General features: G+C 60.5%; 20 protein-coding genes and 1 pseudogene (1 of these 21 only partly in view). 8 read left to right on the top strand and 13 right to left on the bottom strand.

Going from position 1 to position 23989, the window contains the following annotated elements:
* Both ACQY8Q_RS07290 and ACQY8Q_RS07295 read left to right on the top strand, forming a co-directional pair.
* On the top strand, window positions 1-1305 hold the 3' portion of the coding sequence (locus tag ACQY8Q_RS07290) for a M23 family metallopeptidase (RefSeq protein WP_428426001.1). Its footprint begins 663 nt before the window's first position; only the last 1305 of its 1968 coding nucleotides appear in the window; the start codon falls outside the window, past its left edge; its stop codon occupies window positions 1303-1305.
* Between the two features lie 187 nt (window positions 1306-1492).
* Window positions 1493-2410: a LysR family transcriptional regulator gene (locus ACQY8Q_RS07295; RefSeq protein ID WP_428426002.1), complete on the top strand. Its 918-nt coding sequence runs from the start codon at window positions 1493-1495 to the stop codon at window positions 2408-2410.
* Here ACQY8Q_RS07295 and ACQY8Q_RS07300 read toward each other — a convergent pair.
* Both ACQY8Q_RS07300 and ACQY8Q_RS07305 read right to left on the bottom strand, forming a co-directional pair.
* Window positions 2398-3456, bottom strand: coding sequence for an NAD(P)-dependent alcohol dehydrogenase (locus ACQY8Q_RS07300; RefSeq protein ID WP_428426003.1), 1059 nt, complete (start codon window positions 3454-3456; stop codon window positions 2398-2400). The two genes, ACQY8Q_RS07295 and ACQY8Q_RS07300, sit on opposite strands and share 13 nt — an antisense overlap.
* Before the next feature lie 103 nt (window positions 3457-3559).
* Window positions 3560-4504: a DMT family transporter gene (locus ACQY8Q_RS07305; RefSeq protein ID WP_428426004.1), complete on the bottom strand. Its 945-nt coding sequence runs from the start codon at window positions 4502-4504 to the stop codon at window positions 3560-3562.
* 85 nt (window positions 4505-4589) lie between these two features.
* Between ACQY8Q_RS07305 and ACQY8Q_RS07310 the strand changes: the two genes are divergently transcribed.
* The gene (locus tag ACQY8Q_RS07310; RefSeq protein WP_428426005.1) at window positions 4590-5069 is read left to right on the top strand and encodes an Lrp/AsnC family transcriptional regulator; all 480 of its coding nucleotides are present in this window, start codon (window positions 4590-4592) and stop codon (window positions 5067-5069) included.
* A gap of 181 nt (window positions 5070-5250) precedes the next feature.
* On the opposite strand, the gene ACQY8Q_RS07315 is transcribed toward ACQY8Q_RS07310, so the two are convergent.
* The 5 genes and pseudogenes from ACQY8Q_RS07315 to ACQY8Q_RS07335 form a co-directional block, all read right to left on the bottom strand.
* A complete protein-coding gene (locus ACQY8Q_RS07315) occupies window positions 5251-6006 on the bottom strand; it encodes an alpha/beta hydrolase family protein (RefSeq protein WP_428426006.1) in 756 nt (251 codons plus the stop codon).
* A gap of 249 nt (window positions 6007-6255) precedes the next feature.
* Window positions 6256-6894: a glutathione S-transferase family protein gene (locus tag ACQY8Q_RS07320; protein ID WP_428426007.1), complete on the bottom strand. Its 639-nt coding sequence runs from the start codon at window positions 6892-6894 to the stop codon at window positions 6256-6258.
* Window positions 6895-6970: 76 nt separating this feature from the next.
* Window positions 6971-9577, bottom strand: coding sequence for an ATP-dependent chaperone ClpB (clpB, locus tag ACQY8Q_RS07325; RefSeq protein WP_428426008.1), 2607 nt, complete (start codon window positions 9575-9577; stop codon window positions 6971-6973).
* 178 nt (window positions 9578-9755) lie between these two features.
* Window positions 9756-10642: pseudogene (locus tag ACQY8Q_RS07330) on the bottom strand (aminoglycoside phosphotransferase family protein).
* Window positions 10643-10967: 325 nt separating this feature from the next.
* Window positions 10968-11987, bottom strand: coding sequence for an NAD(P)-dependent oxidoreductase (locus ACQY8Q_RS07335; RefSeq protein ID WP_428426009.1), 1020 nt, complete (start codon window positions 11985-11987; stop codon window positions 10968-10970).
* A gap of 138 nt (window positions 11988-12125) precedes the next feature.
* Here ACQY8Q_RS07335 and ACQY8Q_RS07340 point away from each other — a divergent pair, with 138 nt between their 5' ends.
* Entirely contained in the window at window positions 12126-12710 is a 585-nt protein-coding gene (locus ACQY8Q_RS07340) for a TetR/AcrR family transcriptional regulator (RefSeq protein WP_428426010.1), read from the top strand.
* A gap of 23 nt (window positions 12711-12733) precedes the next feature.
* Here ACQY8Q_RS07340 and ACQY8Q_RS07345 read toward each other — a convergent pair whose 3' ends face one another.
* The 6 genes from ACQY8Q_RS07345 to ACQY8Q_RS07370 all read right to left on the bottom strand — a co-directional run bounded on the left by ACQY8Q_RS07345 (window position 12734) and on the right by ACQY8Q_RS07370 (window position 20632).
* Window positions 12734-13399 carry a DUF2268 domain-containing putative Zn-dependent protease gene (locus ACQY8Q_RS07345; protein WP_428426011.1) on the bottom strand — a complete coding sequence of 222 codons (666 nt, stop codon included), beginning with the start codon at window positions 13397-13399 and terminating at the stop codon, window positions 12734-12736.
* Between the two features lie 133 nt (window positions 13400-13532).
* The gene (locus tag ACQY8Q_RS07350) at window positions 13533-14495 is read right to left on the bottom strand and encodes a DUF4167 domain-containing protein (RefSeq protein WP_428426012.1); all 963 of its coding nucleotides are present in this window, start codon (window positions 14493-14495) and stop codon (window positions 13533-13535) included.
* 354 nt (window positions 14496-14849) lie between these two features.
* A complete protein-coding gene (prmC, locus tag ACQY8Q_RS07355) occupies window positions 14850-15713 on the bottom strand; it encodes a peptide chain release factor N(5)-glutamine methyltransferase (RefSeq protein ID WP_428426013.1) in 864 nt (287 codons plus the stop codon).
* Entirely contained in the window at window positions 15710-16792 is a 1083-nt protein-coding gene (gene prfA / locus ACQY8Q_RS07360) for a peptide chain release factor 1 (protein ID WP_428426014.1), read from the bottom strand. Before prfA ends, prmC begins: the two co-directional genes overlap by 4 nt.
* Before the next feature lie 229 nt (window positions 16793-17021).
* Window positions 17022-19289: a phosphoenolpyruvate--protein phosphotransferase gene (gene ptsP, locus ACQY8Q_RS07365; RefSeq protein ID WP_428426015.1), complete on the bottom strand. Its 2268-nt coding sequence runs from the start codon at window positions 19287-19289 to the stop codon at window positions 17022-17024.
* Between the two features lie 89 nt (window positions 19290-19378).
* On the bottom strand, window positions 19379-20632 hold the full coding sequence (locus ACQY8Q_RS07370; RefSeq protein ID WP_428426016.1) for an aspartate kinase: 1254 nt from the start codon (window positions 20630-20632) through the stop codon (window positions 19379-19381).
* A 238-nt stretch (window positions 20633-20870) separates the two neighbouring features.
* Between ACQY8Q_RS07370 and ACQY8Q_RS07375 the strand changes: the two genes are divergently transcribed.
* From ACQY8Q_RS07375 to ppk2, 4 genes are all read left to right on the top strand, one after another.
* The gene (locus ACQY8Q_RS07375; protein WP_428426017.1) at window positions 20871-21332 is read left to right on the top strand and encodes a DUF1348 family protein; all 462 of its coding nucleotides are present in this window, start codon (window positions 20871-20873) and stop codon (window positions 21330-21332) included.
* A 5-nt stretch (window positions 21333-21337) separates the two neighbouring features.
* Window positions 21338-21898 (top strand): TetR/AcrR family transcriptional regulator, encoded by a 561-nt coding sequence (locus tag ACQY8Q_RS07380; RefSeq protein ID WP_428426018.1) that lies wholly within the window; start codon window positions 21338-21340, stop codon window positions 21896-21898.
* A gap of 254 nt (window positions 21899-22152) precedes the next feature.
* The gene (locus tag ACQY8Q_RS07385) at window positions 22153-22557 is read left to right on the top strand and encodes a host attachment protein (RefSeq protein ID WP_113314412.1); all 405 of its coding nucleotides are present in this window, start codon (window positions 22153-22155) and stop codon (window positions 22555-22557) included.
* Between the two features lie 193 nt (window positions 22558-22750).
* On the top strand, window positions 22751-23653 hold the full coding sequence (gene ppk2, locus ACQY8Q_RS07390) for a polyphosphate kinase 2 (protein ID WP_428426019.1): 903 nt from the start codon (window positions 22751-22753) through the stop codon (window positions 23651-23653).
* The last annotated feature ends 336 nt before the right edge of the window (window positions 23654-23989 follow it).

Here is a 23989-nt window from a genome sequence, read left to right on the forward strand (position 1 = left end):
GCCTCGCTGTTTTATATCGATCCGCGCCGCTTTGCCTCGAACGCCTCCGATCTCGACCTGATCCAGGGCCTGTCGGCCCGGGTGGTCGAGGAGAACATGACGGTCTCGGCCTTCGAGACGATCACCGACCAGACAACCGAATATGCCGACGACGTCATTCCCGTGCGCCGGGCAACACCGATCGCCGCCGTTCTGATCAATGCCGGTTATGGCAAAGCCCAGGCCGAGGACATCGCCGGCTATCTGCGGCCGGCCCTCGACGCCACCGATCTGCAGGAAGGCGACGTGCTGCGCATCGGCATCATCCAGAAGGGTGAGAACGACGAGGCCAAGGTCGTGCGGGCCACCGTCTACACGCGCGGCGCCCATGTGTTCACCATGGCGCTGGACGACAAGGGCAACTTCGTCAAGGCTTACGAACCGCCGCAGCTGGCAGCCGTTGCCAGCGCCTTCGACGACAACGGCACCCCGGTGATCACCTCCGGCCACGACCTGCCGCGCGTCTATGACGGCGTCTATCGCGCCGCCCTCTCCTACGGCATGAATTCGACGATGATCGCCCAGATCATCAAGCTGCTCGCCAGCAATGTCGATTTCCAGGCGCAGTTGAAGCCGACAGACCGTCTCGAAGCATTCTTCTCGGTCGCCGACAGCAGCGGCAAGGCAACCGACGATTCAGAATTGCTCTACGTCAATGCCAAGTTCGGCGATGCCGAGACGCGTTTCTACCGGTTCCAGGATCCGGACGACAATTCGATCGACTATTACAACGAGCAGGGCAAGAGCATCCGCCAGTTCCTGCTGCGCAACCCGGTTCCGAACGGCACGTTCCGCTCCGGCTTCGGCATGCGCCGCCATCCGATCCTTGGATTTTCGCGCATGCACACCGGTGTCGACTGGGCCGCACCCCGCGGCACGCCGATCATCGCAGCCGGTAACGGCATTGTCGAAAAGGCAGGCTGGGATTCCGGCGGCTATGGCAACCAGACGCTGATCCGCCATGCCAATGGTTATGTCTCGTCCTACAATCACCAGAGTGCGATCGCCAAGAATGTCACAGCCGGCGCGAAAGTCGTGCAGGGCCAAGTGATCGGCTGGATCGGCACCACCGGCCTATCGACCGGCCCGCATCTGCACTACGAACTGATCGTCAACGGCAACCGCGTCGATCCCTTGCGCATCCGCCTGCCCGGCGGCAAATCGCTCGACGGCCAGGCTCTGGCCCAGTTCGACAAGGAACGCGGCCGCATCGACGAACTGCTGGCCAAGGACAATGGCAGTGCCGAAGTGGCCGCCGCACAGTAGCACTGGTTTTCCACCCTGTCCGCCGCGCGTTCGTCCCACTTTCCGCAAAGCGTATCCCCTCCCCGCATTGTGGGCGTGCGCGTTATTGCGCCGCTCAGCCGTCGTCTGCCGTTGAAACAGCGGCGAAACCACCGTAGATCAATGGAGCTCGCTGCAATCACGCGCCATTGATGAAGGCTGATCAACAATGAAACGCCATGATCTGGACGACCTTGCCGCCTTTGCCATTGTCGCCGAGGAGCGCAGTTTTACCCGCGGCGCCGCCCGTCTCGGTATATCGCCATCCGGCCTCAGTCATATGATGCGGCTTCTTGAAGACCGCCTCGGCGTGCGGCTTTTGGCACGCACGACCCGCAGCGTTTCGACAACGGATGCGGGCGAGCGGTTGCTTCTGACGCTCCGCCCTGCGCTTGAAGATATTGACCGGGGACTGCAGTCGCTGAGTGAATGGCGGGAAAAGCCCTCCGGCACGGTGCGGATAACCACAGGTAAACACGCCGCCCTGTCACTGGTGGCACCGATGCTGCCGCGCTTCCACCGGGACTACCCCGATATCCGGGTCGAACTGATCGTCAATGACCGGCTTGACGATATCGTTGCGTCGCGCTTCGATGCGGGCATCCGCTTCGGCGAGCGGATCGACAAGGACATGATCGGCGTCCGGGTCGGCCCGCAATTGCGGGCAGCCATCGTCGCCGCGCCGTCCTATTTCGCCAGCCGTCCGCCGCCTGTAACCCTGAAGGACCTCGTCGACCACGATTGCGTCAACTATCACATGTCCTCGGCCGGCGCGCCCTATGCCTGGGAGTTCGAGGTGGATGGCCGCGATGTCGATGTCCGCGTCAACGGCAGCCTGGTGGTCAACGATCTCGAAATGATGCTGTCGGCGGCCCTTTCAGGCATCGGCCTCGTCTATCTGTTCGAGGATGTCGTCGAGGAACATCTGCGCAGCGGCCGGCTGGTCCGGGTATTGGAGACATTCTGCAAGCCGTTTACCGGCTATTCCATCTATTATCCGAGCCGGCGGCAAATGCCGCCAGCGCTTGCCGCCTTTATCGAGGCGCTGCGATCAAACAGCCGTCATGCCCCGGTTCAGGCGGCCTGAGCGGCGGGTAGCGTTGCCATATCGATGACAAACCGGTAGCGCACGTCGCCGCGCTCAAGCCTCTCGAACGCCGTGCCTATATCGTTGATCGCGATCATCTCGCATTCTGGCAGGATGTTCTTGCGGGCGCAGAAATCCAGCATTTCCTGGGTTTGCTTCAGACCACCGCTGGGCGTGCCTGCAATCCTGCGGCGCCCCATGAGAAGGCGCAGATTGCTGAAAGCCGGGGTATCGACCAACGATCCGGCAATCACCAACGTGCCGTCGGCATCGAGAAGATCAATGTAAGGGCCAAGATCGTGCTCATAGGGCACGGTGTCGATAATGATGTCGAAGGCGTAAGCCGCCGCGGCCATCTGTTCACCGGAGGTGGAAAGCACCACATGATCGGCACCGAGTTCGCGCGCCGTTTCGATCTTGCCTTCGGAGCGGGTGAGTACGGTGACCTCGGCACCAAGGGCCGACGCGAATTTGACCGCCAGATGGCCAAGACCGCCCAGTCCGATGACGCCCACCCGGCTTCCCGGCCCAACATTCCAGTTGCGCAGCGGCGAATAGGTGGTGATCCCGGCGCAGAGCAGCGGCCCGGCCCGTGACAGGTCGAGCCCGTCTGGCACCCGCAGCACGAATTCTTCGCGGGCAACGATATAGTTCGAATAGCCGCCATAGGTGATGTCGCCACTCACCCGGTCTTTGCCGTTATAGGTAATGGTTACGCCCTTGCGGCACATCTGTTCTTCGTTGCGGCGGCACTGGTCGCAGTCCAGGCAACTGTCGACCATGGTACCGATGGCGACATTGTCGCCGACCTTAAAACGCGAGACACCGCTGCCGATCGAGGAAACCCGGCCGACGATCTCGTGGCCCGGCACCAGCGGATAGACCGAAAAGCCCCAGTCGTTACGCATCATATGCAGATCGGTGTGGCAGACCCCGCAATAGAGGATATCGATACCGACATCCCCGGGACGCAAGGCCCGGCGATCGAACGAAAAGGGCTGCAACGGCACATTCGCATCGGTTGCGGCATATCCAGACGTTTTCAATGGTTCATCCTTGCATAGCTGTTGAACGACGGCCGTGCTGGCCTGCCAGGAAGGATATAGGCGCGAAGATCCGCCGGCATTAGCCGCCCGTTTCCGGATGCGCTTATGAGCGCAGCTCAGCAATGGAGGCGTAAGCGCTTTGTGATCGCCGGGAAAAAACCGCGATCGCGGAACAAACTCCGACAAATTGCAACCCACCCCCGAGTGCTTCCCAGACCGACGGCCATCGTCCCTCGAACGTGAAACCATAGGCGATACCAAAGACCGTTTCGGCAACAATGAGCTGGGCAGCGAGAGCAAGCGGTAGCCGGCGGGAGGCGACGACCCAGCACCACGTCGCCAACCAGGAACCGGCCAGCCCCATAATCAAGGCCCATGCCGCAAAGCGGTAGAGATCAGGTGCCAGGAATGTACTTGCCGATGACAGGGAGGTCAGAGGCAGAAGAGTAAGGCTTCCAACAGCGGCACCTATCCCCTGTAACCCCGTCCACCGCAATCCATCTGGAGCGTCGGCCGACCGCATAACTGCGGCATTCACCAGCCCGTAGACAATCCATATCGCCAGCGCGGCCAGACTTGCCAGGATACCGAGGCGGACGGATCGCACGTCGAAGACATCGGCCTCACGAAGTGCCGCAGCATTGACGATCGCCACCCCGATCGCCGTCAGCAGAAGAGGCAAGGCAAGTGCGTGCCACGGGGCGGAGCGATCGCGCAGGTTGCCTATGATAGCGAGGAACACCGGCATGGTTCCGATAATCACCGGCGGGATGGCCGCTCCTGCGAACTGCACCGCAAAAGCAACACAGACAAAATAGCCGACATAACCCGCACCGCCCAGAAGCAAACCAATCAGCAATCGGGAAGGTGCGATGCCGGTCGGACGGAATCGCCGGTCGACCATCAACAGAGCGCAAGCCAGCCCGAAAATGCCGTAACGGGCGACCGTTAAATCCCATGCCGTAAACGGCTCGACGGCCCGTGGTGCAACGAACGTGAGGCCCCACAACGCGCAAGTGGCAACGCCGGCAACGATCCCTAACAGCATTTTTATCTCCTGTTTGGGCAATCATTTAATATCTATCGGCAGTTTTATATGGAAACTATGCGACCCCAATCCTATTCTACCTTCTATGGCAAAGGCAAAAGCACAGACGAACGTTCAATCTGGAAAATCGTCGCTCGACGAGACGGACACACGAATTTTGATGGCGCTTGACGCCAATGCACGGTTATCGATGAGCGAGTTGGCTCGCGCCGTCGGCATGTCGGCACCCAGCGTATCGGAGCGGGTTCGCAAACTGGAAGCCGCTGCCGTCATCCGCGGCTTTACGATCGACGTCGATACGCGAGCGATCGGTTATCCAATACGGGCCATGGTGAAAATCAGGCCGCTCCCGGGCAAGCTGCATCTTGTCGAACGGCTGATTCAGGAGCAGCCGGGATTTGTCGAATGCGACAAGATCACCGGTGACGATCCCTTTCTCGCCCGCCTGGTCGTCAATTCGATTGAACAGATGGACGATGTTCTCGAAGCTCTTTCCGAACACGCCGTTACCAGTACCGCCGTCATCAAGGGAACGTCAGTCAAACGGCGCCTACCACGGCTTTAGGAAAAACGCGCTATCCGGGCCGATCGGCCCATTAAAATGGCCGGCATGATAGAATGACCGCTGTCCGGTTTGCCTCATCCACGCCGGCATTCCTTCGCTTTTCCCGGGCTGTGGAGGAGAAACGAAAAGGCAGCGCGTGGCCAAGAGATTACATTCGAGTAAGCTAGTTCCGACGCTACGCTTATAGAGCGCAGTCAAAAAAGTTCGCTATACGCTGCGCGACATAGGCATGGACGGTTGCGCGCACGACGCCGGGCTTGTCTTGAAAGAGTTCTGCGGCAGCATGCTCGCCAATTTCTGTTCCTTCCGGCAGGAAAGTATAGTGCCCTACTCCACCCTTGATGATTTCAAGTGTGCTGCCAGGCACGTGTTTGTTGATCCATGCGCAGCAATCCGCTGGGGGAGCAACCGTGTCGGCATCTCCACCGAACACTTGGATTGGCTTGTGGATAGTTTGCAGGCTGTCATGGGCAAAGCCCAGCACCGAACGGCCCGGCGCAATCACTGCGGCTCGCTTGATCCTCGGGTCGGTATAGTCGCTCCGCCGCCGCTCCCACGATTCCCGAAAAACCGGGCGATCTTTGAGCCATGGTAATTCATCTATGAGATCAGGGAACTCTCTCGGCCCCCGGATCGGGCTTTTAACGGGATTGTCCGGTTCAAATTGTGAATAGGCAACACGCGCGCCCATAAGAAGCATGGCTGTATAGGCTCCAGCCGAAAAACCGGCAACGCCTGCCTCATCATCGATGACGCCACCGATAGCGCTTCGCCAGGAAGGATCATCTAAAAGTGCGCTCAGATCTCTTGCACGCTCCCACAAGCAGAGAAATCCTTCGGCGCGATATGGCTCGCCATTGGTATGGCCATGATGATTGACACCCAGAACGACGTATCCGCGTTGAGCAAGCCGATAGGCTAGCCACTCCAACGCCATCGCGCTGCTACCGCTTCCGTGAGACAATAGCACCAGAGGACATGGTTTTTCAGATGGCAAAAGCGGTGCACCACACGCCAGAACCTCCCTCTTGAACCAGGAGGATGAAGTTGGGGAGGCGGCCGTCGCATTCTCGTCGGTGGGGTACCAAGCCGACCATACCAGCGGCCGGAGACCGGAATCATCCCAATTCCGTCTTACTCCATCAAAGCTGCTACCCTCTCTGAACCCTACCTGCATACGTTTCCCCTACCCTACGGGTTGCGTCTGCCACATGCTCTCCCGCTCCAGCATCCGCGACCACCAGCCCGTAAGATTGACGTGACCGCCGAGCATCGGCAGACTTTGCGGAGCTTTGACAAAATAATCAAACATTGGTGCGACATGCAGATCGGCGAGCGTCAGAGCCGGACCGCCAAGCCACAGGCCATCGCCCATCAGATCGGCAAGCGCCTTCAGGATGACCGGTGCCTTGGAAAGGGATGCCGCGAGCCGTGTCTCATCGCTCGGTTCACCGCGTGCAGGCTTTGATACCTGCTCGACATAAATTCCCCAGACCAGCACCGGATAGACATAGCCGTCGGCAATGCTGATGATCTGGTTGACGCGGGCGCGGGTTTGCGGATCGGCAGGCTGGAGACTTGGCCCTTCGAAAGCCTCATCGATATAACGGGTAATCGCGCCAGTCTCGTAGAGTTCAAACCCATCATGCGCGAAGGCCGGAATGCGGCCGAAAGGTTGCCGGGCAAGATGGGATGGTGGCGGTCCTCCCTCGGCAAAGACATCGACCGGTACCAGATCGTAGGCGACACCCTTTTCATAAAGGGCAAGCCGGGCTGCGCGCACATAGACGCTGTAATCAGCGCCGAACAATACCGGTTTTCCCATCCGCCCCTCCTCCGCATTTCATCAGTCCAAACGAAAAAGGCCGCCCCGAAGGACGGCCTCTTTCTTATGCCTTGGATCAGGCTGCAGCCTTGTCGCCACCGTCCCGGAGCTTGAAGTTCAGGCGATCTGAGCCGGCGAAGGCCTTGATCGTCGAACCGTCCGGGAAATTGCCCTGAAGGATCTGCTCGGCGAGCGGGTCCTGGACATATTTCTGCACGGCCCGCTTCAGCGGACGCGCGCCATAGGCCGGATCGTAGCCCCGGTCGGCGAGGAAGGCACGCGCCTCGTCGTCGAGTTCGAGCGTGATCTTGCGATCAGCCAGTAGATGCCGCAGGCGCGTCAGCTGGATATCGACGATCGCGCCCATTTCGCCGCGCTTCAGGCGGTGGAACAGGATGATCTCGTCGACCCGGTTGAGGAATTCCGGCCGGAAATGCCCGCGCACGACGTCCATCACCTGATCGCGCACCATGTCGCTGTCTTCGTTCTCGCCAAGCCCGACGAGATATTCCGCCCCGAGATTGGAGGTCATGATGATCATCGTGTTGCGGAAATCGACCGTGCGGCCCTGACCATCGGTCAGGCGGCCGTCATCGAGAACCTGCAACAGAACGTTGAACACATCCGGATGCGCCTTTTCGATCTCGTCGAACAGCACGACCTGGTAGGGCTTGCGCCGCACCGCTTCGGTCAGAGCGCCACCTTCCTCGTAGCCAACATAGCCTGGAGGTGCACCAATCAGCCGGGAGACGGAATGCTTCTCCATGTACTCGGACATATCCATGCGCACCAGCGCCGTATCGTCGTCGAACAGGAAGCGTGCCAAAGCCTTGGTAAGCTCCGTCTTGCCGACGCCTGTGGGGCCGAGGAAGATAAACGAACCGATCGGACGGTTTGGATCCTGTAGGCCTGCCCGCGAGCGGCGAACCGCGCGCGAAACGGCCTGAACCGCATCACCCTGGCCAACCACCCATTGCGACAGCTCGTCTTCCATGCGCAACAGCTTGTCGCGCTGGCCTTCGAGCATCTTCTCCACCGGAATACCCGTCCAGCGGGAGACGACATGGGCAATGTTATCGGGTGTCACGACTTCCTGAACCATCGGATCAAGCGCCGACGAATCCTGGCTTTCGGAAACCTCCAGCTCCTTTTCGAGCTTCGGGATCACCCCATAGGCAAGCTCGCCAGCGCGCTGGAATTCACCCTTGCGCTGGGCGGCCGCCAGCTCGTTGCGGGCCTCTTCCAACTGCTTTTTCAAGTCAGCAGCCAGACCAAGCTTCGATTTTTCCGCCTGCCAGCGCGCGGTCAGCGCATCCGCCTGCTCCTCGAACCCGGTTAGATCCAGTTCCAGCTTTTCCAGCCGGTCCTTCGAGGCGCGGTCGGTTTCCTTTTTCAACGCCTCGCGCTCGATCTTCAGCTGCATGATGCGGCGGTCGAGCTCGTCCAGTTCTTCCGGCTTTGAATCCACCTGCATGCGCAGCCGCGATGCGGCTTCGTCCATAAGGTCGATGGCCTTATCGGGTAAGAACCGGTCGGTGATATAGCGGTTGGACAGCGTCGCAGCCGCCACCAGCGCCGAATCCGAGATCCGCACCTTGTGATGCTGTTCGTATTTTTCCTTCAATCCGCGCAGGATCGAGATCGTGTCTTCGACATTCGGCTCGTTGACCATCACCGGCTGGAACCGGCGGGCCAGAGCCGCATCCTTTTCCACATGCTTGCGGTATTCATCAAGCGTGGTGGCACCAACGCAGTGCAATTCGCCGCGCGCAAGCGCAGGTTTCAGGAGGTTGGACGCATCCATGGCCCCATCCGCCTTGCCGGCACCGACCAGCGTGTGCATCTCGTCAATGAACAGGATGATCTCGCCGGCTTCCGCCTGAACCTCGGAGAGAATGGCCTTCAGCCGCTCTTCGAATTCACCGCGGAATTTTGCGCCGGCAATCAGCGAGCCCATGTCGAGCGCCATCAGCTTCTTGTCTTTGAGGCTTTCCGGCACGTCTCCATTGATGATGCGCAAGGCCAGGCCTTCGGCTATCGCCGTCTTGCCGACGCCGGGTTCACCGATTAGCACCGGGTTGTTCTTGGTGCGGCGCGACAGGACCTGGATGGTGCGGCGAATTTCGTCGTCGCGGCCAATCACCGGGTCGAGCTTGCCGTCACGGGCATCCGCCGTGAGGTCACGCGCATATTTCTTCAGGGCGTCAAAACCCGCTTCGGCATTGGCGCCATCGGCGGTGCGGCCCTTGCGGATCTCATTGATCACCTGATTGAGCTTCGACGCCGTCAGCCCTGCCTTCGACAGGATGCCGGACGTGGCAGCCGAGGTTTCGATGATCAGCGCCTGCAGCAGCCGTTCGACGGTGACAAAGCTGTCGCCCGCCTTCTTGGCTGCCTCTTCGGCGGTGGTGAAGACCTTGGCGAGCGGCTGCGAAAGCGAGATCGAGCCATTGCCGCCCGAGACTTTCGGCAGCTTGGCAATCGCGCTGTCATTGGCAAGCTTGGCGTCCTTGGCGCTGGCGCCGGCCCGCTCGATCAGCGATGCCGCCATGCCCTGGTCGTCATCGAGCAGGACTTTCAGCACATGCTCGGGAACGAATTGCGGATGACCCTGGGCCAGCGCATAGGTCTGAGCCGATTGCAGAAAACCGCGCACGCGCTCTGAGTATTTTTCGATATTCATATGTCAACCTCCGGTAATCGGTCAGCCCACATTTGGCACTGCCGACAGTTGGAATGAGGCTCCCTGAAAAGGCAAGCCCGTGTCAGCCACCCCCTGCATTGCAGGACCGGCCGTCTGGAGTGAATATGGGGCCGGAAATTTCGAAATTAAAGAGGATGAAACGCTCCGGTTGCCGATTTCATCGCAAGCTTTGCAAATTCACCGTCCGCGCCCAGCGTTCGACGCTGTCGATCATGATGCGCACATGCTCCGGATTATCGGCAAGCTCCGCCAGCTCGGACAGACGGTGCGCGGCTGTCAGGATATCCACCCGCTGCCGGTCGATCGCCCGGCCCGTCTGTGTTTCATAGGATGCAATGATCCGCTCGGTCAGATCCGGCGAAACGAAGCGGCATAGATGAACGCCTGATGCACCGGCGCAAAGCCGGAATCAGCAAAATCATACATGCCGGTCAAGTGCTGGTTTTCGTGGTCAAACGCCATGTTCCAGCCATGACCATCGAAGAAACCGTAGGTCCTGCCAAGGGGATCCGGCGGCAGCTGTTCAAAGGCATCGATCGCGACGGCAGCCCTTTGCCGAATATCGGCCGTTAGCAACGGCAGCGCCCTCTCCCGCATCGCGGTCACCGGCTGCCATGGCGCGACAGATCCTGCCCCGGCCGCCAGCATCACGGCCTGATCCAGCCGGTGAAGCTCGGCATAAAACCGCCCGAGCCTCTTGCCCAGCCGCTGCCGGGCAACTTCCGGAAGACGCTCGTAATCGGCGGTGATCAGATGCACACCCTTCAGCTTCTCATGCACGGAAAACAGCGGCGGCCCCGGCTCGATGCGCAAAGCGGGAACCGGCATCTCGATCTGCGGCCGGATGACGGCCAGAAGCTGAGCCTCGCGCAGCAATGCCTTTTCGGCAACAGCATGGCGCGGAAACTTGAAGATCAGCCGGTCGTCGACATCGACGACCACCGAATCCCAGCCAGCCGTCGCCAGCTCGAACCGCGACGTGGCAAACTGCGGAAATGTCGTGGTGATGATGCTGCGAAAATGATCGGTATCAGATGCTTCCATGCCCGGGATATAGCGGCTGCCCCGATGGGAAAAAACCCTCCAGAAGACAAAACCCTCGCCGTACTCACCGGCGAAGGTTTCGTGCTGACAAATGCTAGAACCGATAACTTGAGGAAACGGACCTCCACTCTCCGTCTTCCTCGCCCTTGTGGCGGGGATCCAGCGAGCCGACGTCTGTCGGGTCAAAAGATCGTTTCAGCCCAATGACTTGGACTGGCTGGATCTCTGTGACAAGCACAGAGATGACGGAGGTTTTGGTTACCCCTTCGTTTTCCCAATAACCTTTCAATAACAAAAAATGACTTCGGCAGGAGCCCTGCCGCCGTTAGACTACTATCCCTTTGTCTTCAAAGGACGCCCCAAATTCCTTCATCCGGCCAACATAATAGCCGGGCTCGATCAGCACTTCCGGCAAATAGAGGCCGGCCTTCGGCGTATCCCCGCCCGCAAGTCCGAGCAGCCGTTCCACGCCGAGCGCAACGCCCAATGCCGTCAGCGGCGCCTGTCCCTGTGGATGAACGATCTCGTGCCGGTCCAGCCGGTGCTTGCCGTCCTTCCCCTGCCCTTCGATCTCGATGGTGATTTCTGTCGAGAACGGTTCACCACGGCGGCGGCTGGCGGATTCGCTGTAGGCGAGATCGAGCCGGATCGCCTTGGCATCGGTGCGGGCGGCCAGCGCCATGATGTCGAAGGGCGAGTAGGCCTGCGCCTCCAGTTCAACGCCATCGACACTGACATACGTTGCCTTGGCTTCGTCGCCACTCGCCCAATGCATCCGCCCATCCTTGACAGTCAGTGCGGCGGGGGCAGCGCCGGTGATACGATTATAGTCGGCCAGCGCTGCCGGCCCGCCCATATCCTGTTCATCGAGCAGAACGCCGATGCGGATCGCGTCGATCCGCTGGAAATCCCTGGCAAACGTCAAAACCGGGAAGATCGCGGCCCCTGCCAGCCAATGGCTCGCGAGCAGGATCGGCGCGCGGTCCGGCGCGTGGATATATTGCGCCACCTCCGGCCCGATTTCGAACGTACCGCTGGATATGCTGATATACGGAATCCGGTGATGTTGCGCATAGCGCATCGAGGAAAGCCTATCGTCCTTGACGAATACCGCGACCGCGCTGAAAGCCAGATTGCCAGCAAGCCCGAGATCCGGGCGGTCGAGATCGATCGTGATGCCCGTGGCACCACCAATCTCCCGGGCGACCGCCTCTGCCTTGGCGAGGTCGCGCCCGCCGATGGCAAGCGGCAGTCCGGGATGCAGTTTGCGGATGGTCCTTGCCGTCCAGCTGCCGACGACGCCGGAGCCGCCGATGATCAGGACTGGGTTTAATGTGCTCGACATGATCTTATCTCCTGGGACACTGAGACATCGGCGCATTGCCAATGTTACCAATAGTAAGTTACTATTAGTAGGTAATTTGGAAAATACCGCTTTCAAGGGGCAAACCGGCCCGTGGCAAAGAAATAAAGGATGGCGCCGATGGCGAAGCCCGAAATGCGCAAGCTCCCCAAGCCGGAGCGGCGCACACAGCTGCTCGATACGGCAAGGGACATCCTGCGCGAATCCGGCGCCGATGCCCTGACGCTCGGCCATCTGGCGGAGCGCGCAGGCGTTAGCAAGCCGATCGCCTATGAACATTTCGGTACCCGCGAAGGTCTGTTGATCGCCCTGTCGGAAGAAATCGAAGCCCGCCATATCGCAAAGCTGGAAGCGGGGCTTGAGACGGCGCCTCCATCCCTGCCCGCGATTGCCGATGTCATCAGCTCCGCCTATATCGGTTGTGCGCTCGAAAGCGGTCCCGAATGGCTGGCCATGTCGGGAGCGTTGCGCGGCAATGCGCAGATGGATGCCGTCCAGCAGGCGCTTGCCGACGATTACGTCGCCATTATCGCTGCGGCACTTGCCCGTTTCTCGAGCCTGCCGCCAAATGACCTGCGGCTACGCTGCGCCGGTCTTGCAGGGGCTGCCGAAACCATCGCCCGGGAACTCATCCGCGGCCGCATCGATGAAAATACCGCATCTGCCAATCTGGCCGCCCTGATCGTCCACGGCATCGCCGCCTGAATACCCGTTACACAACCGCAAGATCAGCAATCTTGCGCGGCCCGCTCCAGTCCCATAGCCAGCACGGTGGCCGCCGGCACATTCACCCAGGTGGCGGCATCGACCGCTCCCGCTTTTGCCAGCCAACGCCCGGCAATCTGGTATCCCAGCGAATACCCGAGCCAGCGCGGGCGCGCGGCTGTGCCGAAGAACCAGCCACTATGGTCGTAGTGAAACGATGCAAGCTCCTCCGCGCCGGGCAGATCGGCCTGCAGTACCTCCAGCGTCATGGCGCATTCCCATGACTCCGGTTTGCTGCCCAGCAGATGGCGCACGAACTGTCCGGCAAGTCCCTCGCTGACCAGCGCTTCCCCCAACGTAAAACCATAACCGGGTCCCGCCATGCGCATGCAATGATGCACCTCATGGACGATCTGCCGGTGAAGCGCGCCCTCGCTAAGGCTGCGGATGAAATTCGGGTTGTCCGGATCGACCGTCATAGAAAACATCGTGCTGCGATAGGCGCGCCCGACGAGGCCCATTTCCGGGATCGTTTCACCGGCAAGCCGCTGGACGATGATATCGAGGCGCGGCGGCGGCATCATCGTCGAAACAGTCCGGTACGCCTGTTCGAACGCGGCGGTTATCTCAGTGCGGTAGCCGGACAGATAGCCCGAGGCCTCCAGCCAGTGTAAAGTCCAGCCATCCATTCAAACATCCCCTTATCGATCCCCGTTATGCCTGTGTCTACGTCAGATCATTGCAACAAAAAACCCGGCCGCAAAGCGAACCGGGTTCTTCAATAGGTCTTGCAAAAACCGCCTACCGGCAGCCTTTTGCAGATTATTCCGTCGTGACGGGTTCCAGCGACGGCGGGTCGCCAGCTGGCTCTGCACCGGCTTCGCCGGTTGCAGCAGCGTCGTCACCACCGGCCTCGCCGCGGCGCGGCTGGCGGCGTGGACGCGGAGCTGTGCGGCGGCGTGTCGGAGCGCGACCCGTGGGTGCCTCCTCCTCCAGCGCAACCTCAACCGGCGTGCCTTCAATGATCGGCTGCGGACCGGAGCCGTCGATCACAGGCTGCGGAGCAAGGTCCGGGCGCGGCTGTGCCTGCTCGGCGCGGGGCTGCTCAGTCCGTTCGGCGCGCGGCGGACGCGGGCGGTCCTGCTGGCGCTGACGATCCTGGCGCGGACGTTCTTGGTCAGGCTGGCGCTCTTGATCCGCCTGACGTGGCTGATCAGATTGACGGGGCTGGTCGGATTGACGCGGCTGGCGGTCCTGCTGTTCCGGCTGGCGCTCACCTTCCGGCTGCTGGCGCTGCTGACGCTGCTGCCGCTCGGCCTGCTGGTGATGACGCTCCTGCTCGACCTGCTGGTCCTGACCGACGGAATTCTCGTCGTTGTCATTGCCATCCATATCGTCGTCGCGCTCGTTGCCGTCGCGATCCTGGAATTCGTTGCGATCGTTGAATTCGCCCCGGTCATCACGCTGAAAGCGTTCCTGCATCTGCGCCTGTGCGGCCGCAATGATGCGGTTGTAATGTTCGGCGTGCTGCAGATAGTTTTCAGCCACGACACGGTCACCGGAGCTCTGCGCGTCGCGCGCGAGCGTCGAGTATTTCTCGGCGATGTGCTGGGCGGTACCGCGGATTTTTACATCTGGGCCGGAGCTGTCATAGGTCCGGGTCAGCGGGTTGGAACCCTTCCGGTTATGATTATTGTTATTGTTGTTACCGCCGCCACTGTTGTTGCTGCTGGTATTGTTGTTGTTACGCCCACGGCCGCGCTTGTTCTGCTGTCCTGGCCTCATCGTTCACTCACCTGGATTCTCTTTATATTGATGATCTTGTGGCTTCGCGGCTTGCCAGGAATTCCGTCTCAACGGATTCCGCATCAAGCAGACACGCGCCGCGACCCAACCGCCTCTTGACGGTACCGTCGCTGGTTAAAGTCAAATTAACAGGTACCCGCACCAGGCACTGTCGAACCTCAGCAACTCTTTTTTGAGAGTAATCCCTGCGGCAAAGTCTGACCGGAACGAATCTCTGATCTTTGACCTTCTGCCCAGTGCGTGAGAGGAACCTAGCCCGCTTCCCGTGCGATTCCAAGCCTTTTCTTCATGCTTTCAAAAAAGAACATTGCAATATCCGCCGGTTTACAGGGGTTAGCGGCCGAAGGTGAACAGGATGGCACGGTCGTTTCCGCCCAGGTCCTTCACCCGGTCGATGACCCGGAAGCCCTCATCTTCGAAAAGCGCACCCACCACCTGCAGCTGGTCGTAACCGATCTCGACACCGACAATACCGTCGTCTGCCAAATGGCGCGCGGCATGTTCAGCGATCGTGCGATAGGCATCCAGACCATCGGCACCGCCATCAAGCGCTAAGGCCGGGTCATGATCCCGCACCTCAGGCGCAAGCGATGCGACGACGTCCGTGCGGATATAGGGCGGGTTTGACACGATGATATCGAACTTGCCGACAATCCCGGCAAACCAGTCGCTTTCCACACCGGCAAAACGCGCGCTCAACCCGTTGCGTTCGGCATTGGCCTTGGCCATCTCGACAGCACCGGCCGACAGGTCCGACCCAACCCCGGTTGCTTCTGGCACCGCACTGAGCAGCGCCAGACAGATTGCTCCGGTCCCGGTACCAAGATCGATCAGATGGCAAAATCCCTTCTCCACCACGAATTTCTGCGCGAAGGGAATAAGCCCCTCGACGATCATCTCCGAATCCGGCCGCGGCTCCAGCGTCTCTTCCGACATGCCGAGTGTCAGGCCGTAGAATTCGCGTTGACCCAGAATGCGGTGAACCGGCTCATGCGCCGCGCGCCGTTCAATCGCATCGCGAATGCGCTGCGCATCCTTTTCCGAAACGATCTCGTTTCCGCGCGTCATGAACGCCACCGCCGGCAGGTCGAGCAGGCCGGAAATCAGCACGCGCGCATCAAGCGCCGCCTCGCCGATATGAGCCTGCAGAAAGCGCGATCGCGCCTCGGCAAACAGGCTGTCGAGCGTATCGGTCATCCCTTGACCTCGCCCAGCTGCGCCAGCTGATCGGCCTGGTAATCGGCCAAAAGTGCATCGACCACTTCGTCGATTTCCCCCATCATCATCCGGTCGATCTTGTAGAGCGTCAGGTTGATACGGTGATCGGTGACGCGACCCTGCGGAAAATTATAGGTTCGGATACGCTCCGACCGGTCGCCCGAACCGACCTGGCTCTTGCGCGAAGCCGAGCGCTCGCTGTCGGCCTTCTGCCGCTCCATGTCGTAGAGCCGCGAGCGCAGCACCTGCATTGCCTTGGCGCGGTTCTGGTGCTGGGATTTTTCAGACGAGGTGACGACGATGCCGGACGGCATATGGGTGATACGCACCGCCGAGTCCGTCGTATTGACGTGCTGGCCGCCGGCGCCCGACGAGCGCATCGTGTCGATACGAATGTCTTCCTGGCGGATTTCGATGTCGATATCCTCGGCCTCGGGCAGAACAGCGACGGTCGCTGCCGAGGTATGAATACGCCCCTGCGTTTCCGTGTCGGGAACGCGCTGCACCCGGTGCACGCCGGATTCGAATTTCAGCTTGGAAAACACCCCGCGCCCGGTCACGGTCGCAATGATTTCCTTGAAGCCACCGGCATCGCCGTCGCTGGCCGAAAGCACCTCGACCTTCCAGCCCTTGCCGGCTGCATAGCGCTCGTACATCCGGAAGAGATCGCCGGCAAAAAGGGCGGCTTCCGAACCACCGGTCCCGGCACGAATTTCCAGGATGGCGCTCTTTTCATCGGCCGCATCCTTCGGCAGAAGCAGTATCTGCATCTCCTGCTCAAGCTTTTCGATGCGCTCCTCGATCTCAGGCTTTTCCATGTCGGCGAGATCGCGCATTTCGCGATCGGTATCCTTGGCGGTCAAGAGCGTGTTGACGTCGGCAAGCTCGGCCTGCGCCTTCTCATACAACCTGATCTTCGTCACCACCGGCTGCAGCTCGGAATATTCCGACGCCAGCTTCACATAGACGTCCGCCGGCGGCCCTTCGGCCATCCGAGCCTCGATCTCGGAAAACCGGCGCTCCAGCTCGCGCATTTTTTCAACAGGTAAGGTTGCCAATGTGTGCTCCGTGGGAACAGTCGCGAGACGCGCCAGTCCTATTCAATTGAGGTTGAGGAGAGTTTACCCCCCTCTGTCACTTCGTGACATCTCCCCCACAAGGGGGGAGATCATTCTTTTCTCTATGACATCCGAGTAAGGGAGGCACAACGCCAGCGGTCAATCTCCCCCCTTGTGGGGGAGATGTCGGCGTCGCCGACAGAGGGGGTACCCTCAGCAATCTCAGAAGCTACAACGGAACTCCAGTCTCCGTCGCGAATGCCACCAGCATCTCGCGCACCGATGTCTGGCTGCGCTTGTCGTCCAGCGCCGCATGCAGCATGGCCGAGAGCTTGTCGATATCGAGCGCCAGAAGCATGGCCTTGACCGGCCCGACCGCCGTCGGCGACATCGAGACGGAGCGGTAGCCGATGCCAAGCAGCGCCATCGCCGACAGCGGCTTGCTCGCCATCTCGCCGCACAGCGTTACCGAAGTCTCGTTGCGGTCGCCCGCCCGGACGATATCGCGCAGGATACGCAGGAACGGCCGGCCGAGCACGTCGAACCGGTCGGCCACCCGCGCGTTGCCGCGATCGACCGCCATCGAGAACTGGAACAGGTCGTTGGATCCGACCGAGACGAAATCGACCTCGTCCATCAGCTCGTCCAGCTGCCACAAGAGTGCCGGCACTTCCAGCATGGCGCCGAACTGCAGCTTACGCGGCAATTGTTCGCCGATCTTCGACTGCCTTTGAATTTCCTTCTGCAGCAACTCGCGCACGGTGCGCAGCTCGGAAACCTCCGTCACCATCGGCAGCATGATGCGCAGCTCCTGCCCCGCCGAAGCACGCAGCATGGCGCGCAGCTGCGTGCGCAACAGGCCGGGCCGGTCGAGCGACAGGCGGATTGCGCGCCATCCGAGCGCCGGGTTTTCCTCTTCCGCCGCGCGGAAATAGGGCACAACCTTGTCGCCGCCGATATCCAGGGTGCGGAACGTCACCGGCTTGCCGGCCGCCTGCTTCATGACATTGCGGTAGAACAGCTCTTGCTCTTCCATCTTCGGCATGGTCGAGGCGATCATGAACTGCAATTCCGTGCGGAACAGGCCGATGCCTTCAGCGCCGGATTCCGACAGCTGCGGCAGGTCGACCAGAAGGCCGGCATTCATCTGCAGCTTGATGCGCTTGCCGTCCTTCGTTACCGGCTCGACGTCCCGCAGAGCCCGGTATTGTTCCTGGCGGCGGGCGCGCAGCCGCACCTTTTCTTCGTAAGCCCGCTGCAGATCGGCCATCGGCCGCAAATGCACCTGCGGGTCGTCACCATCCACGATGATCGCATCGCCATTTTCCGCCAGCGCCACGACGCCCGCCGCCTGGCCGACCACCGAAATGCCCATGGCACGCGCGACAATCACCACATGGCTGGTCACCGCACCGTCTTCCAGCACAAGGCCACGGATGTTTTCGCGCGGATAGTCGAGCAGCTCGGCCGCGCCCATGGCACGCGCCACAACGATCGCGTCGTTGGGAAAATCCGTCGCCGACATCTTGGCGCCGTAGCCGGTCAACTGCCTGAGCAGCCGGTTGGCCAGATCGTCGAAATCATGCATGCGCTCGCGCAGATAGGGGTCCGTCAGCCGGATCATCCGCGCCTTGGTCTCGCTCTGCACCCGCTCGACCGCCGCTTCCGCCGTCAAGCCGTTGCGGATCGCCTCTTCGAGCTTCCGCACCCAGCCGCGGTCATGCGCAAACATCCGGTAGGCTTCCAGAACAGCGCGGTGTTCGCCTTCCATGGAAACGTCGCGGCGCGACAGCATGTCGTCGATCGAGATGCGCAGAGAGCCCAGCGCTTCCGCCAGCCGGCCAAGCTCATGATCGGTATCGTCGTTCAGGAGGTTGGTGACGACGATGCGCGGCTCATGCAGCACGACATAGCCAAGGCCGATACCGTCGTTGAAGCTCGAACCGTCGATCGTCACCGGCCGCGACAGGTCGAGTTCCAGTCCCGGGCGGGTGAGCTTCTTCAGCTCGCCGGTGGCGACCATTTCGGCCAGCACCATCGCCGTCGTTTCCATCGCCTCGACCTCGTCGTCGCGATAGGTGCGGCTCGCCTTGTTCTGCACGACGAGAACGCCGAGCGAGCGGCCGGTGCGCAGGATCGGCACACCCAGGAAAGAATGATAGATTTCTTCGCCGGTCTCCGGCAGGTAGGTGAAAGCGGGATGCGCCTGTGCATCGGAAAGATTGAGCGGCCGGGCGGACGCTGCAATGGTGCCGACGAGGCCCTGCCCCATCTTCAATTGTGCCAGATGCACGGCGTCCTTGTTCAGACCTTCGGTGGCGTAGAGCTCGAGCACGCCGTCGGAACGCAGCACATAGACCGAACACACTTCTGCGACCATGTTCTGCGCAATCTGGCGAACAATCTGGTCAAGGCGATCCTGCGGCTCGAGCGGTTCCGCCATCAGTTCGCGCAACCGCTTGAGGAGGACGCGCGGACCCGCAGAGAGGTCTCTCATCGCACAACGTCTCCCGAATGAAAGTCAACAATGGCAGGCGGCAATTTGTTCCAGTGCATTGGCTCCGAAACGTCGTCGCAACCGCCGCCTTAACTCTTATCCAGACCGTAGACGGAATGCAAAGTGCGAACGGCCAATTCGGCATAAGCGCCGTCGATCAGGATCGAAATCTTGATTTCCGAGGTGGTGATGGCCTTGATGTTGATGCCTTTTTCAGCAAGTGCGCGGAAAGCGGAGGCTGCCACGCCCGCATGGCTGCGCATGCCGATGCCGATGACAGAGACTTTGACCAGGCCTGATTCGTTCTGAATGACGTCGAAGCCGATCTTGTCGCGCGAATCGTTGAGAACCTTCAAGGCCTTGTCGACGTCGGTGGACGGCACCGTGAACGTCATGTCCGTCTTGGAACCGTCTTCGGAAATATTCTGGACGATCATGTCGACATTGATATGGGCTTCGGCCAGCGGGCCGAAGATGGCGGCCGATACGCCGGGCCGGTCGGCCAGGCGCCGCAACGAGATCTGCGCTTCATCCTTGGCATAGGCGATGCCGGTGACGACTTCCTGTTCCAAAATCTCTTCCTCATCACAAATCAGCGTACCGGGGGGATTTAAAAAATCGCCCATGCCCGGCGCGTCGGGGTCTACGAAACTGGAGCGCACGAAGGTGCGAACCTTGAATACCATGGCAAGTTCGACCGAGCGAACCTGCAGGACCTTGGCGCCGAGCGACGCCATTTCCAGCATTTCCTCGAAGGCGATCTTCTTCAGGCGCTTGGCCTTCGGCTCGATGCGCGGGTCCGTGGTGTAGACGCCGTCGACATCCGTATAGATGTCGCACCGGTCGGCCTTGACCGCAGCTGCAATCGCCACCGCCGACGTGTCGGAGCCACCGCGGCCGAGCGTGGCGATCCGGTTGTCCGGCCCCAGTCCCTGGAAGCCGGCAATGACCGCCACCTGGCCCTCGCCAAAGCGGCGGATCAGCTCGGAACCGTCGATTTCCAGAATACGGGCCGCGCCGTGCGCGTTGTCGGTCTTGATCGGGATCTGCCAGCCCTGCCAGGAGCGGGCGTTGATGCCGATATTCTGCAGCGCCAGCGCCAGAAGACCGGAGGTCACCTGTTCGCCGGAGGCAACCACGGCATCGTATTCGCGCGCATCGTGCATCGGCGAGGCATCGCGCGTCCAGGCAACCAGTTCGTTGGTCTTGCCGGACATCGCCGAAACCACCACCGCAACTTCGTGGCCGGCATCGACTTCCCGTTTCACATGGCGGGCCACATTCCTGATGCGATCCATATCCGCGACGGACGTGCCGCCGAATTTCATCACGATGCGTGCCATATGCCTCTACCGGTCGAAAATACTGCGCGCAAACCCGCGCCACTGTCGTCTGAAGTCGCGGGTCTCTTAGCGAAATTGCAGCTCACGTGCAATGGCCGCGCCTGCCGCATTTGCGACATCCATCATGGAAGTTCGGCACGCTCCCCGCATCAACGAGGGCAAGCGCAAGTTTCGCACCGCACTTGCACCTCTAAAACGATCGGTCTACAGAATACCTATCAGTCAGAAGGAGCCCGCAATGACCGCTTTGCTACCGCCTTTCACACATGAAACCGCCGTCGCCAAGGTGCGTATGGCCGAAGATGGCTGGAACAGCCGCGATCCCGTCCGCGTCTCCAAGGTCTACACGGAAGATTGCCGCTGGCGGAACCGCGCCGAATTTCCCGCCGGTCGGCCGCAGATTGTCGAGTTCCTGACACGAAAATGGCAGCGCGAACTCGATTATCGGCTGATCAAGGAAATCTGGGCTTTCGAAGCAAACCGTATCGCCGTGCGCTTCGCCTATGAATGGCATGATGACAGCGGCCAATGGTATCGCAGCTACGGCAACGAAAACTGGGAATTTGCCGCCGACGGCCTGATGCAACGCCGCTTCGCCTCGATCAACGACCTGCCGATTGCCGAGAGCGAGCGCAAGTTCCACTGGCCGCTCGGCCGGCGCCCGGACGATCATCCCGGACTTTCCGATCTCGGCCTCTGAGCGGCATGCGAACCGTTTTCGAAAAAAGCGACGCCATCGCGCTGGTCGCCGAAGTGTTTCGCGAGTGCGGCTATGAAGGCGCATCGATGAGCACGATCACCGCGCGCACCCGGCTATCCAAGGGTAGCCTCTATCATTTCTTTCCCGGCGGAAAGGAACAGATGGCGACGGAAGTTCTCGCCCATGTCGACGCGTGGTTTGCGCGGGAAATCTTCGTGCCGCTTGAAACAGTCGAGCCAGGTGCCGCAATTGACCGGATGTGGGAAGCCGTGGATGCTTATTTTCGCTCCGGTAAACGCATCTGCTTGATCGGCGCGTTTGCGCTGGATGAAACCCGCGACCGTTTCGCAAGGCCGATCCGGTCCTATTTCGAGCGCTGGACGAACGCGCTCGAAGCCGCATTGTTACGCCACGGCGTTCCGACGGATCACGCCGGGCAGCTTGCAGAAGACGCCGTCTCCGGCATTCAGGGCGCGCTGGTTTTGGCACGCGCCATGGCCGACGAGACCGTATTTGAACGATCCCTCACCCGCATGCGTCTCCGGCTCGCTTCTCATACAGCCTGAAGGACGTTATCCGTCCGCCGCATTCTCGCCCATTCAGTCGGCAGGCTCTGACACCGGACAATCATGGCGGCTCACAATATCGGCGCCTGCGCGGTCCTGTGTCTGATGGCGGCGTGCAATGACAGCGGATGGCGCTTTTGGTCCGCAGGCGAGGTGTCATGGAACGATCCCCGGCCAGCGGGGTTCCTGTAGCCCTGAAACAAAGCATTGCCGCCGACCGGTGGAACACGCATTGCGCAGTATGGAGACCAGATATGAACCTTCCCCAGAATACGATTATTGCCGTGGCCGATGGCGAAAAACTGAGCCTGTTTCAAAACGAGGGCGATGCGGCCAATGTGAAGTTGAAGGCTATGCCGGCGGAAGATATCGACGCTTCGAAAATCTCCTCCGGCGGCCGCCATTCCAGCAGCGCCGCCAATCCGGATGACAGCCAGCAGGAAGAAGACGGCTTTGGCAACGGCGTCGCGAATATGCTCAACAAGCAGGTGCTCGACGGCAAGATCAAGAGCCTGGTCATCATCGCAGCACCCCGGACTTTGGGGGAGATGCGCAAGAGCTACCACAAATCCCTGTCCGATATTCTCGTCGGCGAGCTCGACAAGGACCTGACCGGCCATTCCATCCAGGACATCGAAAAAGCGCTCGCTGCAGCCTAAGGCTCTGTCCGGCCGGCACTGATGACACCTCAACGGCCCGCCAGCGATGGCGGGTCTTTCGCGTCGACGCGAAGGATCGGAACAACGCCGCTTTCCGCCATCTCGCCGATTTCCGCAACCGGCGCCACCACCTGTCATAGACCTGTCATGAAGACCTGCTCCTGTGCCGACGACCAACAGGGATGTGTGACCAATGATCGACCAACTCGACCGCATCAAGGCGGAAATTGCCGACAGCTTTGACGAAGAGCTGGAAATGCAGATGGAAGAAGACCGGCTTGACGAGCTGGTTGCCGAGGGCATGTCGGGACCGGACGAGCCAACGCTCGAACGCAAGACCTATTTCCGCGAGCTGTTCCGGCTACAGCATGAGCTGGTGCGCCTGCAGGACTGGGTCCAGTACAAGAAGCTCAAGGTCGTCGTGCTGTTCGAAGGCCGCGACAGTGCCGGCAAGGGCGGCGCCATCAAGCGCGTCACCCAGAGGCTCAATCCGCGCGTCTGCCGCGTCGTTGCTCTGCCCGCCCCGACCGAGCGCGAAAAAAACCAGTGGTATTTCCAGCGCTACGTCTCGCAGCTGCCCACCGCCGGCGAAATGGTGCTGTTCGACCGCTCCTGGTACAACCGCGCTGGCGTCGAGCGCGTCATGGGCTTCTGCTCGCCGGAAGAGCTCGACGAATTCTTCCGCACCGTTCCGGAATTCGAACGCATGCTGGTCCGCTCCGGCATCATCCTGATCAAATACTGGTTCTCGATCACCAACGAGGAACAGGAATTCCGCTTCCAGATGCGCATCCACGATCCGCTGAAACAGTGGAAGCTGTCGCCGATGGACATGGAAAGCCGCATCCACTGGGAAGATTACACCAAAGCCAAGGAAGAGATGCTGGCGAAAACCCATATCGAGGAGGCCCCGTGGTGGGTGGTCCAGGCCGTCGACAAGAAGAAGGCCCGGCTCAACTGCATCGCCCATCTGCTCGCCCAGATCCCCTACGAGGATGTCCCCAAACCCGACCTCGTCCTCCCCGACCGCGTCCGCCACGACGACTACCAGCGCCACCCGGTGCCGCCGGAACTGTATGTGCCGGAAGTGTATTGATTGAGGCGGCTTGATCCAATCTCCCCTTACGGGGGGAGATTTTAGTATCGCTGGCAGAAGGGAGGGTGGGATGGCAAATTCCAGAGAATCCGCCCCTCATCCACCTTCGGCTCTTGAACTGAAGATTAACGCGAAAATTCTACAGATGTTGGCAGTTATTTTGGTTGAGGCTTGACTTGAACTGCGCATCTTTTGGGCTCATGTTATCAACATGGCACAGCTAAAAACATCATCGTCAAGCGTAACAGTTCGCAATTCGCGAACTGGACAGCTCGTAACCGTCAAGGGTGCTGGCGCACTCAAAGGTAGTGAGCTTTCCATTAAACGCGGCGTTGA

It is taken from the genome of Pararhizobium sp., assembly GCF_965279435.1.
Classification (GTDB): Bacteria; Pseudomonadota; Alphaproteobacteria; order Rhizobiales; family Rhizobiaceae; genus Pararhizobium.

Excerpts from the sequence above, each read along its gene's own strand:
- ACQY8Q_RS07315 (WP_428426006.1), bottom strand. The coding sequence starts at position 6,006 with ATGGCGTTGGAGTGGCTAGCCTATCGGCTTGCTCAACGCGGATACGTC.
- clpB (WP_428426008.1), bottom strand. The coding sequence starts at position 9,577 with ATGAATATCGAAAAATACTCAGAGCGCGTGCGCGGTTTTCTGCAATCG.
- ACQY8Q_RS07385 (WP_113314412.1), top strand. The coding sequence starts at position 22,153 with ATGAACCTTCCCCAGAATACGATTATTGCCGTGGCCGATGGCGAAAAA.
- ACQY8Q_RS07375 (WP_428426017.1), top strand. The coding sequence starts at position 20,871 with ATGACCGCTTTGCTACCGCCTTTCACACATGAAACCGCCGTCGCCAAG.
- ACQY8Q_RS07340 (WP_428426010.1), top strand. The coding sequence starts at position 12,126 with ATGGCGAAGCCCGAAATGCGCAAGCTCCCCAAGCCGGAGCGGCGCACA.
- ACQY8Q_RS07305 (WP_428426004.1), bottom strand. The coding sequence starts at position 4,504 with ATGCTGTTAGGGATCGTTGCCGGCGTTGCCACTTGCGCGTTGTGGGGC.
- ACQY8Q_RS07295 (WP_428426002.1), top strand. The coding sequence starts at position 1,493 with ATGAAACGCCATGATCTGGACGACCTTGCCGCCTTTGCCATTGTCGCC.
- ppk2 (WP_428426019.1), top strand. The coding sequence starts at position 22,751 with ATGATCGACCAACTCGACCGCATCAAGGCGGAAATTGCCGACAGCTTT.
- ACQY8Q_RS07345 (WP_428426011.1), bottom strand. The coding sequence starts at position 13,399 with ATGGATGGCTGGACTTTACACTGGCTGGAGGCCTCGGGCTATCTGTCC.
- ACQY8Q_RS07350 (WP_428426012.1), bottom strand. The coding sequence starts at position 14,495 with ATGAGGCCAGGACAGCAGAACAAGCGCGGCCGTGGGCGTAACAACAAC.
- ACQY8Q_RS07370 (WP_428426016.1), bottom strand. The coding sequence starts at position 20,632 with ATGGCACGCATCGTGATGAAATTCGGCGGCACGTCCGTCGCGGATATG.
- ACQY8Q_RS07335 (WP_428426009.1), bottom strand. The coding sequence starts at position 11,987 with ATGTCGAGCACATTAAACCCAGTCCTGATCATCGGCGGCTCCGGCGTC.
- ACQY8Q_RS07310 (WP_428426005.1), top strand. The coding sequence starts at position 4,590 with ATGGCAAAGGCAAAAGCACAGACGAACGTTCAATCTGGAAAATCGTCG.
- ptsP (WP_428426015.1), bottom strand. The coding sequence starts at position 19,289 with ATGAGAGACCTCTCTGCGGGTCCGCGCGTCCTCCTCAAGCGGTTGCGC.
- ACQY8Q_RS07320 (WP_428426007.1), bottom strand. The coding sequence starts at position 6,894 with ATGGGAAAACCGGTATTGTTCGGCGCTGATTACAGCGTCTATGTGCGC.
- prmC (WP_428426013.1), bottom strand. The coding sequence starts at position 15,713 with ATGACCGATACGCTCGACAGCCTGTTTGCCGAGGCGCGATCGCGCTTT.
- ACQY8Q_RS07380 (WP_428426018.1), top strand. The coding sequence starts at position 21,338 with ATGCGAACCGTTTTCGAAAAAAGCGACGCCATCGCGCTGGTCGCCGAA.